15 protein-coding genes are annotated in these 21942 nt (G+C 38.5%); 5 read left to right on the forward strand and 10 right to left on the reverse strand.

What is annotated here, in order from left to right:
* Window positions 1-2: 2 nt before the first annotated feature.
* The 4 genes from GDK41_RS20045 to GDK41_RS20060 all read right to left on the reverse strand — a co-directional run bounded on the left by GDK41_RS20045 (window position 3) and on the right by GDK41_RS20060 (window position 6018).
* Window positions 3-206 (reverse strand): hypothetical protein, encoded by a 204-nt coding sequence (locus GDK41_RS20045; protein WP_152088243.1) that lies wholly within the window; start codon window positions 204-206, stop codon window positions 3-5.
* A 339-nt stretch (window positions 207-545) separates the two neighbouring features.
* On the reverse strand, window positions 546-3644 hold the full coding sequence (locus GDK41_RS20050) for a DEAD/DEAH box helicase (RefSeq protein ID WP_152088244.1): 3099 nt from the start codon (window positions 3642-3644) through the stop codon (window positions 546-548).
* A 163-nt stretch (window positions 3645-3807) separates the two neighbouring features.
* Window positions 3808-4770 carry a transcriptional regulator gene (locus tag GDK41_RS20055; RefSeq protein WP_152088245.1) on the reverse strand — a complete coding sequence of 321 codons (963 nt, stop codon included), beginning with the start codon at window positions 4768-4770 and terminating at the stop codon, window positions 3808-3810.
* An 18-nt stretch (window positions 4771-4788) separates the two neighbouring features.
* Entirely contained in the window at window positions 4789-6018 is a 1230-nt protein-coding gene (locus GDK41_RS20060) for an AAA family ATPase (RefSeq protein ID WP_152088246.1), read from the reverse strand.
* Window positions 6019-6716: 698 nt separating this feature from the next.
* Between GDK41_RS20060 and GDK41_RS20065 the strand changes: the two genes are divergently transcribed.
* A complete protein-coding gene (locus GDK41_RS20065) occupies window positions 6717-7931 on the forward strand; it encodes a replication protein A (protein WP_152088247.1) in 1215 nt (404 codons plus the stop codon).
* 102 nt (window positions 7932-8033) lie between these two features.
* Here the strand turns inward: GDK41_RS20065 and GDK41_RS20070 are convergent, their stop codons facing one another.
* Window positions 8034-8903, reverse strand: coding sequence for a DNA replication terminus site-binding protein (locus GDK41_RS20070; RefSeq protein WP_152088248.1), 870 nt, complete (start codon window positions 8901-8903; stop codon window positions 8034-8036).
* A 1081-nt stretch (window positions 8904-9984) separates the two neighbouring features.
* Between GDK41_RS20070 and GDK41_RS20075 the strand changes: the two genes are divergently transcribed.
* Window positions 9985-11340, forward strand: coding sequence for a class II 3-deoxy-7-phosphoheptulonate synthase (locus tag GDK41_RS20075; protein WP_152088249.1), 1356 nt, complete (start codon window positions 9985-9987; stop codon window positions 11338-11340).
* Window positions 11341-11369: 29 nt separating this feature from the next.
* On the opposite strand, the gene ppsR is transcribed toward GDK41_RS20075, so the two are convergent.
* Window positions 11370-12179, reverse strand: coding sequence for a posphoenolpyruvate synthetase regulatory kinase/phosphorylase PpsR (ppsR, locus tag GDK41_RS20080; RefSeq protein WP_152088250.1), 810 nt, complete (start codon window positions 12177-12179; stop codon window positions 11370-11372).
* 143 nt (window positions 12180-12322) lie between these two features.
* Here ppsR and ppsA point away from each other — a divergent pair, with 143 nt between their 5' ends.
* Entirely contained in the window at window positions 12323-14698 is a 2376-nt protein-coding gene (gene ppsA, locus GDK41_RS20085) for a phosphoenolpyruvate synthase (RefSeq protein WP_152088251.1), read from the forward strand.
* 39 nt (window positions 14699-14737) lie between these two features.
* Here ppsA and GDK41_RS20090 read toward each other — a convergent pair whose 3' ends face one another.
* Complete coding sequence (locus tag GDK41_RS20090; RefSeq protein ID WP_152088252.1) at window positions 14738-14941, reverse strand: PGPGW domain-containing protein; 204 nt, start codon at window positions 14939-14941, stop codon at window positions 14738-14740.
* Between the two features lie 145 nt (window positions 14942-15086).
* On the opposite strand from GDK41_RS20090, the gene ydiJ reads away from it, so the two are divergent.
* Window positions 15087-18134, forward strand: a complete 3048-nt coding sequence (ydiJ, locus tag GDK41_RS20095; protein ID WP_152088253.1) for a D-2-hydroxyglutarate dehydrogenase YdiJ — start codon at window positions 15087-15089, stop codon at window positions 18132-18134.
* A 63-nt stretch (window positions 18135-18197) separates the two neighbouring features.
* Here the strand turns inward: ydiJ and GDK41_RS20100 are convergent, their stop codons facing one another.
* The 3 genes from GDK41_RS20100 to zapE form a co-directional block, all read right to left on the reverse strand.
* The gene (locus tag GDK41_RS20100) at window positions 18198-19409 is read right to left on the reverse strand and encodes a tyrosine-type recombinase/integrase (RefSeq protein WP_152088254.1); all 1212 of its coding nucleotides are present in this window, start codon (window positions 19407-19409) and stop codon (window positions 18198-18200) included.
* Window positions 19410-19507: 98 nt separating this feature from the next.
* Window positions 19508-19984: a LabA-like NYN domain-containing protein gene (locus GDK41_RS20105; RefSeq protein WP_152088255.1), complete on the reverse strand. Its 477-nt coding sequence runs from the start codon at window positions 19982-19984 to the stop codon at window positions 19508-19510.
* Window positions 19985-20129: 145 nt separating this feature from the next.
* Window positions 20130-21215, reverse strand: a complete 1086-nt coding sequence (zapE, locus tag GDK41_RS20110) for a cell division protein ZapE (protein ID WP_152088256.1) — start codon at window positions 21213-21215, stop codon at window positions 20130-20132.
* Window positions 21216-21348: 133 nt separating this feature from the next.
* Between zapE and GDK41_RS20115 the strand changes: the two genes are divergently transcribed.
* Window positions 21349-21939 carry a Crp/Fnr family transcriptional regulator gene (locus tag GDK41_RS20115; protein WP_232056598.1) on the forward strand — a complete coding sequence of 197 codons (591 nt, stop codon included), beginning with the start codon at window positions 21349-21351 and terminating at the stop codon, window positions 21937-21939.
* Window positions 21940-21942 lie beyond the last annotated feature (3 nt).

Here is a 21942-nt window from a genome sequence, read left to right on the forward strand (position 1 = left end):
CCTCAATTCACAATGACACAGTGCGCGGCTTTTAACTGCTCATTCACCTTACGTCGTAATGCGTCAGATAACGTCTCATCCAAAAGCAGCATGAGTAAGATATTATCAACCTCTTGACTAGCAGCTACTTCATTTAGAAGATCATAATCGCATTGTGATTCAGGTTCTATAAAATTTAAATTGGGTGGTATTTCATGACGGGGCATGATGATATTTCCTTATTAAAATTAACCAACTCAATGAATGCAGTAAAAGTGAACTTTAGTATGGGCATTTAATCATCATAATGTGGAGCAAATATGGAATTTTACTAAACAGAAGAACTGCAATATAAAAAGATGCTCACTCACAGGGTAAAACTACGGATTGGTATTAGAACCAGCAAAAATAACTAAAAACAAAAAGCCAGCTTACGCTGGCTTTATTACAAAAATGGTAATCAAGGGGGAATCAACAAATGCTTATCGCTACAACAAGCATAACAATAGACCCGCTAAAATCGGTTTAGTTCATTAGAAAATAAAAATAATCGCTCACAAACTAAGTTATCTAAGCAGCGACAACATCTGCTCTTCATCAAAGCTGTTTAAATTCATCGCCTTATCTTCAAAAAGGGCATCTACTAGCGCCTGTTTTTGTTTTTGCATATGAAATACTTTTTGCTCAATAGAGTTAGCCATAATGAGTTTATAAACAAATACCGGTTTATCTTGTCCTATCCGGTAAGCTCTATCTGTGGCCTGATTTTCAACAGCGGGGTTCCACCATGGATCAAAGTGAATAACAGTATCTGCTTGTGTTAAATTTAATCCGGTTCCTCCGGCCTTTAAACTGATCAGAAAGACGTTACACTGCCCTTGTGTAAATGCGCTAATCACCTTATCTCGGTGACGAGTTTGCCCAGTTAGCATTGTAAAAGGCAGCTGTTGCTGTTCACATTGCTGTGCAATTAGATCTAGTACACTGGTAAATTGACTAAAAATGATGATTTTTCTACCTTGTTCAAGCATTACAGGTAGATGATCTTTCAACCACTCAAACTTAGCACTCAATGCATCACTTTGATTGTCAACCAGGGTTGGGTGACAACAAATCTGCCTAAGCTTTAATAAAGCATCTAAGAACATCAACTTGCTTCGCTGCACACCTTGCTCTTTAAATAAGTGCGTTAAATTGTCTTCGACTTGTTGTTGAACACTGTGATACAGCGCTGCTTGATTGGGGGAGAACTCTAACTCTTTTACTAACTCTGTTTTATCAGGTAACTCCTGCACCACTTGTGCTTTAGTACGACGCAGAATAAAAGGCGCGATAACGGCATGTAACTCTTTTGCGCGCTCTCTATCTTGCTCTTTTTCAATAGGGTACTGAAAATACTGTTTGAATTGTTGCCTAGTCCCTAGAATATCAGGCATCACGAAATCGAGTAACGACTTGAGTTCTAATAGATTATTTTCAACAGGGGTACCGCTTAAACACAATTTAAACTGCGCTTTTAACTGTTTTACACATTTAGAAATTTGCGCTGATTCATTTTTTATATATTGCGCTTCATCTAGCACTATAGAATCAAAATCAAGGCCCTTGTAATACGCTAAATCCCGTTTCAAAAGCGGATAAGTAGTTAAAATAAACTTTGCTTTATGAATATGCTCAAGGCTTTCCTCACGATTACTGCCATGCACAGTCGTTAGGTTTAAATGAGGCGCAAAGCGAGCAAACTCACTTTGCCAATTACCAACAAGACTAGTTGGGCACACAATCAGACTCGGTGTATTAACCAACGTATTATGTTGAGTAATAAAGTATGCGATCACTTGTAGCGTTTTACCTAGCCCCATATCGTCTGCCAAGATCCCGCCCAGCTGATGTCGATTTAAAAATTTAAGCCAATTGACCCCTTGCTCTTGATAGTCTCTCAGGACAAAAGTTTGACTTGTGCTGGCTGGAATGATGTTAGATACATTTTTGGGGTTTTGTAGCTCGTCTAGATAACTTAATAGCCGTTCGTCATCACAACTAATTTTAATATTCTCAAGCTTAAACAGATCGTTTGCGAAATAAAGCGGAAATTTGAATTGGCTATTTGATAAATAATAACTAAAACGCGACTTAAGAGACAGCAGCACAGTATAGGTGGTGCTATTTACGGCATAGGATTGTTCAGCAATTTTGATGTACTGAAACTGATTAGCCAGTTCGTTGATTTCTGAACGCGGCTTAGTATCCCAATCAAGCAACACGGTTTTGTCACCAAATTGCACTTTGCCAAAAATATGATGATGCTTATCTCTACGTAAAGCTAATGAGACAACAGGTTCAATAACGGGCTCGTCTATTGAAATCTCATCGACGTTCCAGCCCCTTTCTAATAGTTGAGGGCGCACTTCATTGTTAAACCAATGATAAGCTTGATTATTACCAGCAGGAAGGGCAAATAGTCCATCGATGTAATTTAAACCCGCACCGACGAGTAACTGCTCATTGCGTTTTTGCTGTTTGGTGAGCTCGTCCGCAGACAACTTATTGGCTTTGTCCCAACTTAACTTAAAACGTATGCCTTCATGAGTATCAATTATCCTTAAGTAGCTACTCATGCGAGTTGTTATGACTTGGTTACTTACGCCTTTTGGAGGCTCAATTACATCCGCACAGTATAATTTCGCAAAACGTTGATAAACTTGATCTAATTGCTCTTTTGAAACCGCTGGCATTGTCAACAGATGGGCAATTTCGATGCTGTTAAGCTCTGAGTTGATGGGTCCGATGCACAGACGCTCAGTATCGAGGTAATAGGGGGGATCCGTCTTGAGCAATTGCCAATGCTCAATATTGCTCAATTGCGCCTTTAACTGGTAGCCTTTATCTTGTTGCCATACAAATTTAAGGCTCTGCTGATGTGCTGTAGTTAACGCTGTGCGGTTGTTTTGAAAGAATAACCTGTTTGTCTGTAACAGCTGTAGTAACGCAGCGTAACCCCACGTCCCGCTCAGCTCATAATGACCAGGGGTGTTTTGAGAACGAACCCAGGTAAATAATCTAAAATCATCATCAGCCACACCTGCTGGCGGTAATTGACTCGTGAGCTGCTGCTCTGTTAGTGGTCGACCTAGCGGGTAAGAGCCATCAGGCTTAAATGGCGCGATCTTGGGAACAAGTAATAACTCTTCGCCATGTAACTCAAGACAAAACAATAGAACATTATCAGGTTCATTTAACTTAGGAGACTGCAATTGCTCCAACTCGTTGAACCAATCGTTAACCAAATATGCCTCGCCAAACCCACCTGAATGTTCAACTTTTAGTTTTAACAATACCGCTGCAATATGACGGCATTTCGTGTTGTTTGAACAAGTGCATTGGGCCTCAACCCTTGGGCCATTCGCCTTTTGCTCAATGCTTATGTGCTGTGAAAAAGTGTTGCCATAATTACCAATGATTTGCGCATCTATTTTTGAAAAGTCATCACTATGTTCTAGAAAGCTAATTTGTGAGTCTTTCAGGTACTCTTTGGCTTTATTGAGCATTTGCGTATTAAAATACTGTTTTAAAAAACGCTCAGAAAGTGGAAATTGTGTAGATTGCTCTTGTTTAATTTCTTCAAACAAGGCTAATAACTGTTCTTTAGATAACTGCGTAGACATCAGCACAACACTAAAATTTAATTATCCGCCCAGTATATGGGATTGTGCTTGTTAGCAAAAGGGGTAGGTAAACAATAAAATTCATTATTCAACTGGTTGGATCTGCGATACATAGCTTGATGTTAAGACCAAGTAGAAAAACGCCTACTTGGTCACTTTTAATTTAGTTATAACTAGAAAGTATTTTATTTAGCTGTTCCAAGCGTTTATCTGTAAGTACCCGGTTGTCAATTTTGATAGTGACATCGCCACTTTTAAGGCTCCTTTGTACTTTTACGAAATCACTTTCTAATAATGATTCGTTACGATGTGATTTCTCTTCAAATGTCGTGAGGTATTTTGTGATCAGCAACGAACGCTTTTCATCACTCATTTGTTCTACCATAAATGCTTGAGTTGGCGCGCTATCTACCATTTCTTGAAACATACTAGGGTCAAGATTAATCGCTTCGATAATCTTTTTAGCTGCTTCTCTGCCTACATGATTAGCTGTAGGGTAAAGATTAAGTACGTTTTTAGGAATATGTTCAAATGCTTTTATCGCATCTGCTATTGCAGTATGAGAAACACCTTCAATAGCTGCTATTTCTCGAAAGGAACCTTTTTTCCCTTGCTCTTGAAGCTTATGCTTAGTTTCAGCGTATGCTTGACCTAACTCCCATAAGCTAGGCGCAATGTATTGATCTGAAGACACAGCCAGTAACTTTGCGTCATCATCATTAAAATCATTAGATGACAGAACAACATAATCTGCTGAACCGAGTAAACACGCCTTACGTCGTCTGGAACCCGATAAAACCCATTGAATGTTGTCTTTTTGCCAGCATAAAGCAGGATGCAGATTACGTTTATCATTTTTTATTGCAGGTAAGATATCTGCAACTGAGCGTTCATTTAAAAGTGATTGTTCGCGACGATTCTGACCGTATACTTTTGTTTTTAGCTCTATTTCTTTGTGTTTGATCACATGACATGTCAGCGTGATCGTTCTATTAGGATCACTTGGTGCTGGCATGGTGATCACATCGCCGACTTTAGCTTGATCTAACAAATCATCAAGACTACTTCCTTCAACAGGAGAGGCAAATGGGTCTAGTCTTGTATCGTTTTTACGTTTCTTTGCCATTGGATAACCTTATTATAATTACGTCAGTGATGATTGAGTCGATGGCCAATTTGAGCGGATCAGCATTTCTAATTCATCAACAACGTCTTTGATATTTTCTTGAGCTTTTATTAAAGATTCTCTGCTTGCTAAGCTATCAGACGTTTTTTGGTCAAAAATAGTATTAAAAGACGACGAGCTAGCGGTAATTGCAGAGCTGTGGTTAATAGGGTAGCTCATGACTTGCCGACCAAATGCACTGCGTACGTCTTTAACAATATCTCTTTGCGAATGATTACCTTTCACATAATTTGTGACTAAAAACTGCATGAAATCCCAACCATCATGACCAAGTGCGGCAACGGTATGATAAATTTCACCTAAGCGTTTCAAGTATTTGTTATTTGCATCAAAATCTACTGCTTCTGGATGAACTGGAATTAGCATTGCGGTAGAAGCCATCAGTGCGTTATAAAACATGAAGTTAAGAGAGGGGGCTGTGTCTATCAAGATGATATCAAACTCTTTTTCTACAGGTTCAATTACTTTCTCATATAACTTATGGTAATGGCGTGTTTGTTCATAACTCGAGCTTTCTTTGAGCTCAGTTGCTGTTTCATGCTCAAAATAAAAATCATCCATACCTGATGGTAAAACGCGAATATTTGGAATATGCGTAGTTTGAAACGCACCTGATACGACACTTTCCCATGTTTCATTTTCTTCAAGCTCGATGCAATCTCTCATTAGATCACCAACCGTTATTGGCTCTGGATCATTGGAAGGAAAAAAGCTTGATGAAGAACCTTGAGGGTCTAAATCTATGATACCGATACGATATCTTTTAATATTCGTTGTTGCTAATGCGGCGGCAATATTAACCAACGATGTTGTTTTACCACATCCACCTTTTAAAGAGTTAATGACGATAACTTGTAATTTATCTCCTTGCTTTCGCTGATCTGCATCTACGCCCATTATTTCAGCCATCGCGAAGATATTGGCTAACGTATATGCATAGTGACCATTAGCACCTTTTTGAATGCTCAGGTGATCAAAGTCGCCCTGATCATGTCTTCTTTTTAAGGTTCTATTGTTACAACCGAGTAAATCAGCAGCCGCCTTTTGGGTATATGTTCTTAATTCTTTATCATCAGTTTTTAGATGTGCTCTATAGTGTTGTATTCGTCCTTCAAGAGATTGTTCTGCTACTTCTGCAGTTGCTTTTAAAAGACTATAAGTTGATAGTGCTTTATTATTGATTGACATACACGATATCCTTTACTTGATACCTAACATTATAATGTCCATTAAATTAGTAGTAAACAATAAAATAAAGAGACATATGAATTATTACCTACTATAAGAATAAATAAAGAGTTTAAGTATGGTTAAATATATAGGTATTAAAGACTAGAGTACTATATTAAGTATGCAACTTATTGATTTTAATAGGTATTACTTAAAATTTTGGATCAGCTTTTTACTCAGTAAAGATCAGATCTTTATCCAGTCACAGATCGAACTTTTACTAAGCTGATTTATAGGCTTTTACTTATGAACTGCTTATTAACAGGCTTATCCACAATTTGGTGACTGAAGATCAAGTTTTTACTAAGTAAAATCAAAGAATTACACACAGGTTTCTGTGTAAATCTCTTTCTCAGCAAGTATAGATCTGATCTATTCTTGGTTTAGATCTGATCTCTACTAAGTCATTAGCTAGTTATTCACAGGACGATTAAAAATCAGTGATTTATCTACCGATTTGGCGCCTTTTTGTGACATTGAATGGGACTTAAACGAACTATCTTAGTATAATAATGATCCATTGCTGATTCACTTAGTAAAATATCGATCTGAGATGAAAAGTTCTATTTGGATCTGATTTTTACTAACTTAAGGCATTAACTTTTGCTTATGAATATGTTGTTATAAGCTGTCATAATATTTTGGAAGTAAGAACAATGAGCCGAAAGGTGAACATCTCGGTAGATAACCTACCTGATTCGTTGCGAGGGCAGATCCATGGTGTGGAAAGCGCTATTGATAACGAAAGTTTAGCGTTATTCACTGATAATAAAGATGTTCGAATATCTATAGAAAACGCAGCCCATGGATTAAGAGCGTATTCTAATACCTTTAATCACTATGATCTTTGGGGCCGCTTTGTTCGTTCCGGGCATAAAAAACTTCCTCTTGAAGAAGCTCCTAAAAAAACGATTGTTACGCGTAGGATTTCAGAGAAAGTAGACGGGATCTTATACGAAGGTGAAATTAAAATTACGCCAGCCGTAGTTAGTGCCAAAAAAGACGGTGACGATGTTGAATATTTGGTTTGGCCTTCTGATCGAGAAGAAAAAGTAGAAAGAGCATTAATTCGATTAGCGTCAAAAGGAAAAATTGTAAAGATAAACTTCAAATCAGGTATTCAGTATGCGGTTATCTTTTCAATGAACGAATTGGCGCAAGAGCTCAAAGCCGTAGGTCAATCTATGCCTTATCCTCAGATCAAAGAATCTTTGGAAGCGTTGCAAGGTTCAAAGTTGTCGTTTAAGTACTCGGCAACTGATACGAAAAACTCTGATATCGATGATTCGTTTTACGAATCGAATATGAATTTTTTATCTTCTTTACATTTTAGTGGGAAAAAAGGGCAGGGCGGCAACATAAAGTGTGTAGCTTGCTTAAATGCTTTTGTACATAATATGATTGATAACCTTGAGTATAAAGGTTATTACTTTAACAGTGCGCAAGAGCTAAAACGCGGTTTATCGCGTTGGATGATGCTTCGCTTATACCACTTATGGCGATATGCTGCTCCAGGGAAAACGTACCATTTTCGATTATTATCAATTATGGAAAAATATGGGTCTATATATTCGACTGACGATATCTCTGAAAATAAGCTTAAAGCACTTCGTCGTGATATGACGACAACGATGAAAGACTTAATAGAAAAAGGTGCTATTTCTGAGTACAACATTACTAATGTTAAGGATGATAAAACAGGGCAAATTATTGATTACGTCTATGAAATGCATCCTTCAGCTCAATTTTGTGAAGAAATATTAGCGTTGAACAAACATCATAAACGTATAGAGATCCAAGGTGGCAAGCGCATTGTTGAAAATGCTGAAGTCATAGATGAAGATACATTAGAAGAAATAGTTAAAAAATAAAGCGCCAGATTGGCGCTTTTTTATGTTTCACTTCTAAACAATTTACTTCAGTAGGCTTTATTAGAATTAAGGTTTTATCTGAAAGATACTTATGCTAATTACTTACTCTACTTTTTCGAGGTAGATTCTATCGACCAAGAAGTTATATGCTTTTTTTCTGGGATGATTCTCAACTTTTTCATAGTTTGGAAGGTCACCGAACTTGGTCTCAGGATGAGGATTAAAGAGAATAAATGGTAATGCTGCACTAACATGGTAACGCTTTTGTGCTGTAAATCGAACATTTACTTCAGGTGAAACACGAGTAGGGCGTCTGATCCGCAATTTACTTTCGTTGCGTAAACTACTTACCCTTATTTTTTCTTGCTCAACCAGAGATTGCCAAGATTGTTGATCTATCATTCGAGGGTTGGAATAATTTGATGAGCGCGATAGTAAATCTAAAGCCGCGTCTTTTGTCAGAGTTTTAGTTGCATGCTTAGTCATCCATGTGAATCTAACTGAATATGGTACAGCATTTTCGCTATGGATTTTTCTGTAAGTAGCGAGAGTTATTAGTGATGGTATAGCATTGTGCACAGCCTCAAAACGTGCATCATTGTTTGGTATTTCTAAGATTAACTCTTTAAACTTTTGCTTTGCTTCGTTCACATTGTTTAGTCGTTTTATAAGTTGCCCATTGGTATCATTGATAATTAATAATCCAGGATGTCGTTGTACGACTTTACTACTTACTTTATTGTCAATGTATAAATCTTTGTAAGCACTTACTATCTTACTTACAGCTTCTTCACCTTGTAACTTACTAACCTTTATTATGGTTGGAGCTTTATCTTCCAACTCTTTGGTTACTTCTGGTAATTGAAAATATGTAGCGTTAATAATTTCTGCTTGACTGATTTCTTCACAGAACAGAGATAGTTGTTCAAAAAGCAAATCAAACTGGGAGCGAATTGAAAATTTAGTTACCATGGAGAACACATCATCCTATTGTTGTGGATTGCTGAGCTTGGCAACACTTTCACCTATGTATGATGTGTTCCCAAGTAAATAATAGCAAACTAGACTAATTTTGGGGACCCTTTTGAAGTTTAACTTTAGTAAGAAGTGGGCTAGTTGAATTTTTGGATATTCTGAGTTTTCTCTCTAGAAAATTAGAGTTGGCACCGGCCACGATGATTTGTTCTTAATATAAATATTTAGATGGTACTCACGAAAACCCCTATAGAAATAACTGAAAGATAAGTTTCTTGATACAAGTATGAGTCAAAATAGTGTTTAAATGCAGCTATTGGGTCATAGATAGATTTTTATAACTTTGACAAATCTAAAGTTATTATCATGTGGTGAGCATGGTTTGCGTATTACGTGTAAGATATTTTACTGCATACAACAGAGTAGGTTGCTATAACTGTAACAACATAAAGTACGATGTGTTCTTTTTGATTTTAACTAAGCAATAATTTTGAATGTAATAGCGCACTACATTCAGTGTAATGTTATGTTAAATTGTATTTCACCATCAAAATTTGCTGGTGAAAGTGGAGGATAGAGGAGATTATAAATGTAGCTTATTTAGTTTTTTCATTTTACGCTAAACATATTAAAAGCACATATAGTAAATCCTCTACTCAACAGGCTTATGCCATCTATATTGCGTAAAGTCCCATTGATAGTCCATATGATCACAATATCTCTAGTACTTGTTGTTTACTAGAGTTTCCCTGCCACTATCCGAATGAATTGTTCTATCAAGTTGAGCTTCTCAGCGCTTTACTAAGCAAGGTACATTCTAGCGTTCACATTTCTTTGAGTTGTACAGTAGTTGTTAAACCCTAATATGTATAGCTCAATGTTGTTCATTTGTTGTAACGTTTTCTTATCGTCAGCTCGGTGTTAACCTGTGCGTTTTTCAATTTTGTATGATGTGTTCTTGTAACTATTTATATATCTTTAGACATGTGTGGCCCTTATATCTAAATTTTCCTTGATGCAAAGACGTCTATACGTTACTTTCACTTTGGAGTAACACTACTTGGAATGAGGAAAACAAATGAAACCATGGAACCCTGACAGTTGGAGAGATCATCCAATTGTGCAGCAACCAGAATACCCATCTCAGCAAGAGCTGAAATTGGTAGAAAAACAATTAAACAATGCACCACCACTGGTTTTCGCTGAAGAAACGAGAAGTTTGTATAAACAACTTGCCGATGTATGTGACGGTAAAGCGTTTTTACTTCAAGGCGGCGATTGTGCTGAGTCATTTGCAGATTTTAACGCAGCCAACATACGCGATACTTTTAAAACGCTATTACAGATGGCTGTTGTATTAACTTATGGTGGTAAATGCCCAGTCGTTAAAATAGCACGAATGGCTGGTCAGTATGCAAAGCCACGCTCCTCTGATTTTGAAACGATTGATGGAATTGCTTTACCATCATACAGAGGCGACATTATTAATAACTTCGAGTTTACCGAAGAAGCGCGTATACCAGATCCAAATCGTCTAATGACAGCGTACCATCATAGTGCGGCAACGCTTAACTTGTTGCGTGCGTTTGCGCAGGGTGGTCTTGCAGACTTGCACCAAGTAAACCGCTGGAATATGAGCTTTGTAGCTGCAAACCCTTTAAAAGAAAAGTATCAGCAACTTGCAGATAGGATTCAAGATGCTCTCGAGTTTATGGAAGTATGTGGTATCAATTCGGCAGTTGCTCCAAGTTTAAAAGAAACCGATTTATATACCTCTCATGAAGCGCTCTTATTAGGCTATGAAGAGGCCTTAACTCGACGAGATCACCTAAGTGGCGATTGGTACGACTGTTCAGCTCACTTTGTGTGGATCGGTGAACGAACTAGACAATTAGATCACGCACACATTGAGTTCTTTAGAGGAATAAAAAACCCAATCGGTGTTAAAGTCGGTCCTGGTATGAAACCAGATGAGCTAATTGAACTTATTGATGCACTTAATCCAGACAACATACCAGGGCGTTTGACCCTTATCACGCGAATGGGTGCTGATGTATTGCCTGAAAAATTGCCTGCATTAGTGCGCAAGGTACAAGAAGAAGGCAGAAAAGTTATTTGGTCTTCAGATCCTATGCATGGCAATACAGAAAAGGCAAGCACAGGTTATAAAACTCGTAGTTTCAACAATATTCTAAGAGAGATAAGTCAATTTTTTGCTGTTCATAAAGCCGAAGGATCGTATCCAGGTGGTGTACATTTAGAGATGACTGGACAACATGTTACCGAGTGTACAGGCGGTGCATATGGGTTGTCTGACGAAGATTTGGCGCAAAGGTATCGCACACAGTGTGACCCTCGTTTAAATGCTGACCAAGTATTGGAGCTCGGGTTTTTAGTTGCAGATCTGCTCAAAGATGCACGTAGCAAAGCTTAATTATTAATATGGCCGCAATTGCGGCCTTTTTAATACTTTCTTCTCGTAAGCCCAGTTTCAGAAATTATTTTTGCGGAGATCTCCTCAATAGAGTGACTTGTTGAATTTAAATAAGGCGTTTTGTGGCGCTTGAATAACATTTCAACCTCCCTTACCTCTATTCTGCATTGACGTAACGACGCGTATTTTGAGTTAGCCATTCGACCTTCTCGTATTGCAGCCAACCTTTCAGGGTTAATAGTTAAGCCAAATAACTTATGCTTGTAGGGTAGCAAACATCTTGGGTAGTTACCCTTTTCTAAGTCGTCGTCGGTCATTGGGTAATTAGCCGCTTTAATCCCGTATTGCAGGGCTAAATACAAGCTCGTTGGTGTTTTACCACAACGACTTACACCCACAAGTATTATGTCTGCCTGCTCATAGTCTTTGATATTTGCACCATCATCATTAGCTAGCGCATAGTTTACCGCTTCTATCCTAAAATCATAACTAGCTTCATGAATAGAGTGAGTGCGATGTATTTTTGGCACCGGGTCAACATTGAGTTCTTTTTTTACTACTTTACTAGCGAGCGCTAAAAAGTCATAACAGACCCCTTGAGATGACAAAATTATGTCTGATAATTCTGGGTTAACAAAAGTGAAAAATACCAACGGGCGGTCGCCGCTGTTTTGTGCTGTTAAGTCAATCAGCGCTTTGATTTCATGCGCTTTTTGAGTTGTCTCTACAAACGGAATTGTTTGGTGATTAAACTCTACCGGAAACATTGACAACGTAGCATGACCAAAAACTTCTGACGTAATTGCAGTACCGTCGGAGATATAAAATGCGGTTCTCATAATTGCCTTACTATTTCAAATTAACTGATTTTTCCCTATCGCGGTTTACGTAGGTATGTTTACCAGTGTAGAATGCCCTTGACCTCAATAAAAGGTCAAACAATCTCTCACATTTATTACAATTTGTTTTTGGAGACAGTTCCGTGCAAGACTACGTTCTCTGGTATCAAGAGTTAGGTATGCAAGACGTGCCTCGAGTTGGTGGTAAAAATGCCTCACTTGGGGAAATGATATCTAATTTATCAAACGCAGGTGTACAAGTTCCGGGAGGATTCGCAACAACTGCTGAAGCCTTCAATGAATTCCTCGACCAATCAGGTCTAAATGAAAAAATCCACACCATACTAGATACCCTTGATGTCGAAGACGTCAATACCCTCGCCAAGGTTGGCGCCGACATTAGACAATGGATTATCGATACACCTTTCCAACCAAGTCTAGACAAAGCAATTCGCGACGCTTATAACACACTTCATGGCGATACAGATTCTGATGTTTCTTTTGCAGTTCGCTCATCTGCAACGGCTGAAGATATGCCCGACGCATCTTTTGCAGGTCAACAAGAAACTTTCTTGAATGTACGCGGTATTGATGCAGTCATGGTTGCTATCAAGCACGTGTTTGCTTCGTTATTTAATGACCGTGCTATTTCGTATCGTGTTCACCAAGGTTATGACCACAGAGGTGTCGCATTATCGGCTGGTATTCAACGCATGGTTCGCTCTGATAAAGCGTCATCAGGCGTAATGTTTAGTATCGATACTGAATCAGGCTTTGAAGATGTGGTATTTGTCACATCAAGCTATGGTCTGGGTGAGATGGTTGTACAAGGCGCCGTTAACCCTGATGAGTTCTATGTACACAAACCAACGTTAGCAAAAGGCTTACCAGCGGTTGTTCGTCGTAACATTGGCTCTAAAGCAATCCAAATGATTTACTCAAGTGATGAGTCTCATGGTAAGCAAGTTGAAATTGTGGACATGGACAAAGCAAAATCACAACAGTTTTCTATCACAGATGAAGAAGTACAAGAACTTGCAAAACAAGCTGTGATCATTGAAAAGCATTACGGTCGTCCAATGGACATCGAATGGGCTAAAGATGGTAACGATGGCAAGCTATACATCGTTCAAGCACGCCCAGAAACTGTGCGCTCAAATGAAGACGCAAACGTAATGGAGCGTTTCCAGTTAAAAGCACAGTCTAACGTTATCGCTGAAGGGCGAGCAATTGGACATAAGATTGGTAGTGGCGTAGTCCGTGTACTGAACTCTATTGACGAAATGGATAAGGTTCAGCAAGGAGACGTGCTTGTAACAGATATGACTGACCCTGATTGGGAACCAATTATGAAGCGTGCAGCTGCAATTGTTACCAATCGCGGTGGCCGAACGTGTCACGCGGCTATCATTGCTCGTGAGCTTGGTATTCCTGCAGTTGTTGGCTGTGGAAATGCAACAGATTTAATTACTAACAACCAAAGCGTAACTGTTTCATGTGCAGAGGGTGACACAGGCTATATTTACGAAGGTGAATTAGAGTACGAAGTTATTTCATCACGCGTAGATGAAATGCCAGACTTACCAATGAAAATCATGATGAATGTTGGTAACCCAGATAGAGCATTTGACTTTGCTCGATTACCACACGCTGGTATTGGCCTCGCTCGTCTTGAGTTCATTATCAACCGTATGATTGGTGTTCACCCTAAAGCTCTTATTAACTTTGACTCTCAACCTGCTGACTTACAAGCTGAAATTAATGATATTATCGCTGGTTACGAATCTCCGGTTGAGTTTTATATCGCGAAACTTGTTGAAGGTATTTCAACTCTAGGTTGTGCGTTTGCGCCAGAACGTGTCATCGTTCGTATGTCTGACTTTAAATCTAATGAGTATGCAAACCTTGTTGGAGGTCAGCAATACGAGCCTGAAGAAGAAAACCCAATGATCGGCTTCCGTGGTGCTTCACGCTACATTTCAGAAGATTTCCGCGAGTGCTTTGCTTTAGAATGTGAAGCAATCAAGCGTGTTAGAAATGGCATGGGTTTAACCAACGTGGAAATCATGATCCCATTTGTTCGTACACTTGAAGAAGCAGCTCAAGTTATAGAGCTTCTCGAGCAACATGGTCTTAAACGCGGTGAAAACGGTCTTAAAGTGATTATGATGTGTGAGTTACCATCAAACGCGCTGTTAGCTGACGAGTTTTTAGAGTATTTCGATGGATTCTCAATCGGCTCTAACGATTTGACTCAGCTTACGCTTGGTCTAGACCGAGATTCTGGTTTAATTGCCCATTTATTCGATGAGCGAAACCCAGCAATCAAAAAATTACTTTCTATGGCTATTAAAACAGCTAAAGAAAAGGGCAAGTATGTAGGTATTTGTGGTCAAGGCCCTTCTGATCATGAAGATTTTGCGGCTTGGTTAGTAGAGCAAGGCATTGACTCAGTTTCATTAAACCCTGACACGGTACTAGAGACTTGGTTATACCTAGCGGAAAAGCTTAAAAATTAAGTCTTACTATAAAAACGAGCCGGCAAACTAGCCGGCTTTTTATTTGCTACCATCAAGGCGGTAACAGGTATCTCTAAATAATTTTTGTACTTTTTTTAGCAAAACACGCGCCTTTGGGTAATAAATTGAAAAGCATACTAATGCAGCCAATAAAAATATAACAGATGGACCGGGAACAATAGCAAAAATAACAGCTAGTAAAACAAAAACACTGCCCATCAATAAAACACAAAACTTTCTCATTTTTCACTCCTCATAGATGTATCATTAAACTATAGGGTAATAAGTGTGTAGAAGTTTCGTAAATATGTAACAAACCATAAATTTCTCAATTTTTAAAATCTTTCTCCATGATACAATAGCACCAAAGCAATAAATTATTACCGTCATGATTGCCAATATAAGTCAGCAAGATACAGCCAACGAACTACTTAACGACTATTTATCTACGATAAAGCAAGCAGGCTTTTTGGGTGAAACCGACACCAGCTATGCTACGCGTTTAGTGAATTCAACCGACAACAGCATTTATCAGAATGTTCCGCAAGCGGTTATTTTTCCTAGAACCAATAAAGACATTCAAACTGCGCTGCAATGCGCATCACAAGATCCATTTCTTTCACTATCGTTCGGCCCACGCGGCGGGGGGACTGGAACAAATGGTCAGTCGCTAACTCCTGGGATTGTTATCGACTTATCTCGTCATATGCGAGAAATCATTGAGATAAACGTGGAAGAAAAATGGGTTAAAGTGCAGGCTGGTGTAATAAAGGACCAGCTTAATGACTTTTTAAAACCTTATGGCTTTTTCTTCTCGCCTGATCTGTCGACCAGCAACCGGGCAACCATTGGTGGCATGATAAACACAGACGCTTCAGGGCAAGGTTCGCTTGTCTATGGCAAAACCAGTGATCATGTATTAGGGCTTACCACTTACTTAGTCGATGGTACTGAGTTAAATACCAGTAAAATTGCCACTGAAAAGGCACATCTAATTGCCCAACAAGATAATCGCACTGCGCAAATTTACAAGCAAGTATTGGCTTCTTGTGAACAAAACAGAGATCTAATTCTAGAAAAATTTCCGCGTTTAAACCGTTTTTTGACCGGCTACGACCTAGAGAATGTCTTTGATTCAGACCTTAAAAACTTTGATTTGTCGAGGGTTATAACCGGCTCGGAAGGTTCGCTTGGTGTTGTTGCTGAAGCCAAGCTAAATATAACACCTATCGCGCCGTACAAAACGCTTATCAATATAAAATATGATAGTTTTGATTCAGCACTTCGTAACTCACCTTTTTTGGTCCAAGCGCAAGCTACCTCTGTTGAAACCGTCGATAGCAAAGTTCTTAATCTGGCTCGTGAGGATATAATTTGGCACTCAGTATCGGACTTAATTACTGATGTACCAGGTATCGATATGCAAGGCCTAAATATGGTCGAGTTTAATGGTGAAACTGCTGATGAAATGGATGACAAGATAAACGCGCTTTGCCAAAAACTCGATCAACTAATTAGCAATAAAGAAGCGGGTGTAATTGGGTATCAACTGACTAATAATAAAGATGACATCCTTAAAATCTATGCCATGCGTAAAAAGTCTGTTGGTTTGTTGGGCAACACAAAAGGTAAACAAAAACCATTAGCTTTTGCTGAAGACACTGCAGTTCCCCCTGAAAACCTTGCTGATTATATTGGAGAGTTTCGTCAGCTTTTAGATAGCCACGGGTTACATTACGGTATGTTTGGGCATGTCGATGCGGGTGTTTTGCATGTGCGTCCAGCGTTAGATATGTGTGATCCTGAGCAAGAAAAGCTACTTCGCAAAATCTCCGATCAAGTAGTTGCTTTGACCGCAAAATATGGCGGACTAATGTGGGGTGAACACGGCAAAGGATACCGTAGTGAATATGGCCCTGAGTTTTTCGGAGAAAAGCTGTTTACTGAACTTAGAAAAATAAAAGCGGTATTTGACAAAGATAATCGACTCAACCCCGGTAAAATATGTACACCAATTGAAAGTGAAGACTCACTTGTAAGTGTTGACGATCAAAAAAGAGCCTGGTTTGATAAGCGAATTGATATAACAGTGCGTGATAGTTTTGAAAATGCGATGAACTGTAATGGCAATGGCTTGTGTTTTAACTACGATGAATCATCTCCCATGTGCCCATCTTATAAGGTCACAAAAGATCGTCGTCATTCTCCAAAAGGCAGAGCCAGTTTAATTCGTGAATGGTTAAGGCTTCAAGAAGAGTCGGGAACTGACTTGCTGGAATCTGAAAAACAGTTAATTCATAAAGAGAATAGCATTACATGGTGGGAGCGCTTTAGACATACTCGAGACAAACGTAAAGGAACGTATGATTTTAGTCACGAAGTCAAACACTCTATGGATGAATGTTTAGCATGTAAAGCCTGTACAACTGCTTGCCCGATAAAAGTTGATGTACCAAGCTTTCGCGCGCGCTTTTTAAACTTATATCACAGCAGATATAATCGTCCGCTAAAAGATTACTTAGTGGCCAACATCGAAACTATGGCACCCATACTTTCCAAAGCAGCGTCAATCGTGAACCCGATTGTAAGCAATAAAGTAGTATCCGGTGTTATAGAAAAAGTTTTCGGTTATGTCGATACCCCACAACTCAGTGTGCCCAGTTTACAAGCAAGATTAAAATCAGAATTTAATTTTGACGAAAGTAAGCTTGCAAAAATGAGTGAACAAGACAGAGCGAACTGTGTGTTCATCGTCCAAGACCCATTTACAAGTTATTATGAAGCAGAACTTGTAGCCTCATTAGTCGATGTGATCCAAGCATTAGGTAAAAGTCCGATATTATTACCCTTTGTACCAAATGGTAAGGCACAACATGTAAAAGGATTCTTAAAAGAGTTTGCAAAAACAGCCAAACGGGCAAACCAGTTTTTGTCTGGCTTAGCCGAATATAAAATACCAATGATAGGTGTAGATGCATCTTTGGTAATGGTATACCGCGATGAGTATAAGCAAATTCTAAACACTGATAAGTTGAGCTTTCATGTAGACCTTGCTCATGAGTGGTTAAAAGATCAAGATTGGTCAAAAATTGTGTTAAATGTAAAACCTGGGGAAGAATACACACTCCTTTCCCACTGTACTGAAACAACAGCACTGCCTAATGCAGCTAATGTATGGAAGACGATTTTTTCTCAGCTTGGATTAAACCTACAAACGCCCGCAACAGGGTGTTGTGGGATGGCTGGTACATATGGACACGAGGTACAAAATCAAGAAAATTCTAGAGCACTTTATGAAATGTCATGGCAAAATCATGTCAAAGCGACAGAGCGGAGTAAGTTACTTGCAACTGGGTTTTCTTGTAGGAGTCAAGTCAAGCGTTATGAAGATCTAAAACCTATGCATCCATTAGAATTTATCGCACGTTCTATCTAGCGCTTAAAACTAAAAATAGGTATATAGGCCTTATAAAATAAAAGTAAGGCCTATTTAACATAATTATAATTTTCGCTTTGAGCCTGACTTAGCTCTATCTTTAATATTTGTCTGTATGTAAATTTGGTCGGTTGTTGCAATTTTTGCGTGGCCTAAGTCTTCAGATAAATGTTTTAAGGGACGATGTTGGGCATCATGCGTCGCACCTGTATGACGCAACCAATGCGTGGTTGCAGCTTTTAACTGTTCAGCCTCATCAGAAAAGCCATCTTTATTTAGAGATTCTACTGCTAAATCAAAACTTTGCTGTACAATTCTGCGAAGTTGCCTAACATTCATTCCGCCTTTACCACGTAGCTTATGTACTATGGGGTAGGGCTCATCAACTCTAGGTAACGGTGGTAAACCACGATAAATCCGATACCTTTTAAGATAATCTACAAAATCTTCACTTAGGGTTACATCGCGTAGTTTGGTTCCTTTACCCATGATCCGCAAATACCAAAACCCATCGGGATCTTGCCAGAAATGGCTCATTACTGGTGACCACTGCGCTCTTTCTGATAGTTCAGAAATTCTAAGATATAAACCTTTTAAACATGCCAGAGTAAATAGATTTCTTTCAAGTTCGGGATGCTCATCGCATCTATCCTTTGTAACACCTAAAACATATTCCCATTGCAAGTTACTTAAGGTATCGGGTAACTTTATTTGTGACTCTACAATCAAGTAAGGGCAATTTTTTTTAACGACTGGTACAAAATTAGTGGTTGTTTTTTCCTCTAATATTGCAAATTTATAAAACACATTTAAAGCGGTAAACATTGCAGCTAAAGTTTGTTGGCTCACGCTTTGCTCTTTGCTAACAAACGGACGCCAGTTAGGATTTATTAACCGCTCACCCAGCTTTTCTTTGTAGCGCCATTGCACTGAATCTGAGCACCAAACACTATCTGGTTGCACCATAAAGTCAACATATTCCTCGATATCGTCACGTTTCAAATCAAAAACCCCGGTGCTTTTTATGTTCCAAGACCACAAATAAAAACGCTCGAGTTCGTTTCTAAAACGACTAAATGTTGCCTCAGACTTTCGCCCATAAACATACAAAAACTGATATAAAAAGCTAAGGTCTACACGCGCTTCGGGTATAGATAAGGCTACGTTAGAGACATACGCTTCTAACTCAGGGTACTCCTGCTGCAAAGTGTCATCTTCTACATGTGCTATTTGATAACGAAGCTGTTTAAACGTATCTACAAGTGGTGCCAACATTGCTCGTTAAGTCCGATACTATTAGACGATAACGTTAGTATAAAGAGTTATGAAAAATTTACACCTGCATTTAGTGTTACATTGCAATGTTACCGGGTTTATTTTAAAAGTAGTTGATCATCAATAGGTTTGAATACATCACAACTATCTTTAAGAAGTTGTGCAGTAAGTTTTTCAGCGCCATACACTCGGCTGGAAACATTGTATGAATTGCGCAGATGTGCCAGTAAAATTGCAAAATCACCATCACCAGAAAGCAATACTACTTCGTCCACCTCTTTTGCAGCTTCTAGCATATCAATGGTTATACCCACATCCCAATCTCCTTTCTTTGAACCATCGCTTCTTTGAATAAAAGGTTTTAGTTTTACCTCGAAACCTATAGCACGCAAAATATTCTGAAATTGAGTTTGCTTATTGTCGCCGCGATAGGTTGCATAAGCGTACGCATGTTTAATATTACCTAGTTGTTTGGCTTGCGCCCAAAAGGTATTGTAATCGAAGTTGAAACCTAAAGACTGTTTACAGGTATAGTATATATTTTGAACATCAACGAATATTGCGATATTTTTCATGTTATTACTCTAGGTTAGTGAATAGCTAGAGTAACGCATTTTCAATCAACACACCAAGCGTTGATATTGAATTGAATAATAAAAGTTTAAAGATCAGCTATATACATTAGCCATCATGTGTCATCATGCTTGTAAAGATATCACATCACTTACCCGCCGAATGAGGCCAATGTTGCATTTCAACCAAACGGCTTTTAGTTCGCTCAAATTCAAATGATAATCTTTGCCCAACATAAAGTTGTTGCAATGAAACCTTTGACGAAATTACCAGCAAACATTTTAATTCGTAGCACTCATCAACCAATGCAATAAATCGTCTAGCATGGTCGTCAAGTGTATAACTTTGTAATACATTCGCATCGCGTTGATAGCCATCTTCAACACCTTGCACAGTATTGTTGTTTGCAAGTGTACAACCCATTTTTGGTATATCTGATATAAATATAACTGAATGCTTTTTGGCAAGTTCAATGTAATCTAATGTAGAGCGCGGTGCACTACACAGTGCCATAAAGTCTATTGCGATTCCGTGATAGCATTTACCCATAATCTTGATTGCACGTTTGCACACTGTTATTTCACCATCGCAAAATTTTCCTCCTTGTTTAGCGAATAACTCTTCGAACGCTCCTTGTTTATCTAAAAAATAATGATGACTTTGAAAGCCATTGGCAAAACGATGATCAACCGTTCCGGCTACATTTACAATATCGCAAAACTGCTCTATTAGACCGATCGTAGGAATAAACCGCGCTCTTTGCAGGCCATTTCTATATAATTCACGAGGGTGACTATTTGAGGTAGCGACAAGCACTACACCATACGAAAATAACGTGTCAAATAGCCTGGCCATGATCATCGCGTCTCCAATATCACTCACATAAAGTTCATCAAAACAAAGTACTTTGAACTCTTGCGCCCAATTTGATGCAATATGAGTTAATGGGTTACGTTTTCCTTCAATTGACTTTAGCTGCTGATGAACTTGGCTCATAAAATGGTGAAAATGCAGCCGCTTCTTTTTTACACCGCTCAAAGAATCGAAAAATAAGTCCATTAGCATTGTCTTGCCACGCCCAACAGGGCCATATAAATATATACCTTTTGGTGTAGATTTATGATTCTGCTCTAATTTTGTTTGTAATAATTCAAGTGCGTCGATAGCCCTAACCTGAGCACTGTCATGCATGAGTCGTGAAGCATCTATAAGCTGTTGAAACTGTTTGCGCATCTACCTAACATCTGTTTTTATGAAATTAGAACACATAAAATATGATGATGCTAATCAAAAGCTAAGCATCGTTTAGTTTATATATTTACTATTTACTATTTACTATTTGATATTGGTTATAAAGGGAAATTAAATGTCTGAAGAAATGCGCCATTTAAAGCAAGTTATGGAATCTTACTCAAATATCTCTGCATCTACATGGCAGCAAGTTACACATTTATGTAAACCTGCCAAATTCTCAAAAGATGAACATATTTATCCATTTGCAAAACTGCCAAATAGTTTTGCTTTTATCCACCGTGGCGTCGCACGCTTGTTTACGACCGATCATAACGGCCAAGAATACAATAAACGTTTTTTTAGTGATGGTGAATTTCCTGGAATAATGAGTGCACTTTTACAACAAAAGCCAGTCAATCAGGGTATTCAGTGCCTGCAAGCATGTGATGTAATTTTGATTGATTTCAAAGCTTTTAGAAAACTCCTTTTTCAGAATAAAGAGCTAATGCGCTTCCAAATTAACTATCTTGAAAAGAACTGGCTGCTTGAAAAAGACCAAAGGGAGATCTGCTTAATTCAACAAGATGCAACCGAGCGTTATCTGTTGTTTTTGAGAAACAATAAAGCTTTGACAGAATTAATACCACAATACCATTTAGCATCACACTTGGGGATTAGCGCAACTCAACTAAGCCGCATCCGAAATTCGCTAAAAAATACTTAACCT

Origin of the sequence: Pseudoalteromonas sp. A25 (assembly GCF_009176705.1) — a bacterium.
GTDB lineage: Bacteria > Pseudomonadota > Gammaproteobacteria > Enterobacterales > Alteromonadaceae > Pseudoalteromonas.

Bases quoted from the DNA above. Each gene is read 5' to 3' on its own strand.
- GDK41_RS20045 (WP_152088243.1), bottom strand. From the start codon at position 206: ATGCCCCGTCATGAAATACCACCCAATTTAAATTTTATAGAACCTGAA.
- GDK41_RS20050 (WP_152088244.1), bottom strand. From the start codon at position 3,644: ATGTCTACGCAGTTATCTAAAGAACAGTTATTAGCCTTGTTTGAAGAA.
- GDK41_RS20055 (WP_152088245.1), bottom strand. From the start codon at position 4,770: ATGGCAAAGAAACGTAAAAACGATACAAGACTAGACCCATTTGCCTCT.
- GDK41_RS20060 (WP_152088246.1), bottom strand. From the start codon at position 6,018: ATGTCAATCAATAATAAAGCACTATCAACTTATAGTCTTTTAAAAGCA.
- GDK41_RS20065 (WP_152088247.1), top strand. From the start codon at position 6,717: ATGAGCCGAAAGGTGAACATCTCGGTAGATAACCTACCTGATTCGTTG.
- GDK41_RS20070 (WP_152088248.1), bottom strand. From the start codon at position 8,903: ATGGTAACTAAATTTTCAATTCGCTCCCAGTTTGATTTGCTTTTTGAA.
- GDK41_RS20075 (WP_152088249.1), top strand. From the start codon at position 9,985: ATGAAACCATGGAACCCTGACAGTTGGAGAGATCATCCAATTGTGCAG.
- ppsR (WP_152088250.1), bottom strand. From the start codon at position 12,179: ATGAGAACCGCATTTTATATCTCCGACGGTACTGCAATTACGTCAGAA.
- GDK41_RS20090 (WP_152088252.1), bottom strand. From the start codon at position 14,941: ATGAGAAAGTTTTGTGTTTTATTGATGGGCAGTGTTTTTGTTTTACTA.
- ydiJ (WP_152088253.1), top strand. From the start codon at position 15,087: ATGATTGCCAATATAAGTCAGCAAGATACAGCCAACGAACTACTTAAC.
- GDK41_RS20100 (WP_152088254.1), bottom strand. From the start codon at position 19,409: ATGTTGGCACCACTTGTAGATACGTTTAAACAGCTTCGTTATCAAATA.
- GDK41_RS20105 (WP_152088255.1), bottom strand. From the start codon at position 19,984: ATGAAAAATATCGCAATATTCGTTGATGTTCAAAATATATACTATACC.
- zapE (WP_152088256.1), bottom strand. From the start codon at position 21,215: ATGCGCAAACAGTTTCAACAGCTTATAGATGCTTCACGACTCATGCAT.
- GDK41_RS20115 (WP_232056598.1), top strand. From the start codon at position 21,349: ATGTCTGAAGAAATGCGCCATTTAAAGCAAGTTATGGAATCTTACTCA.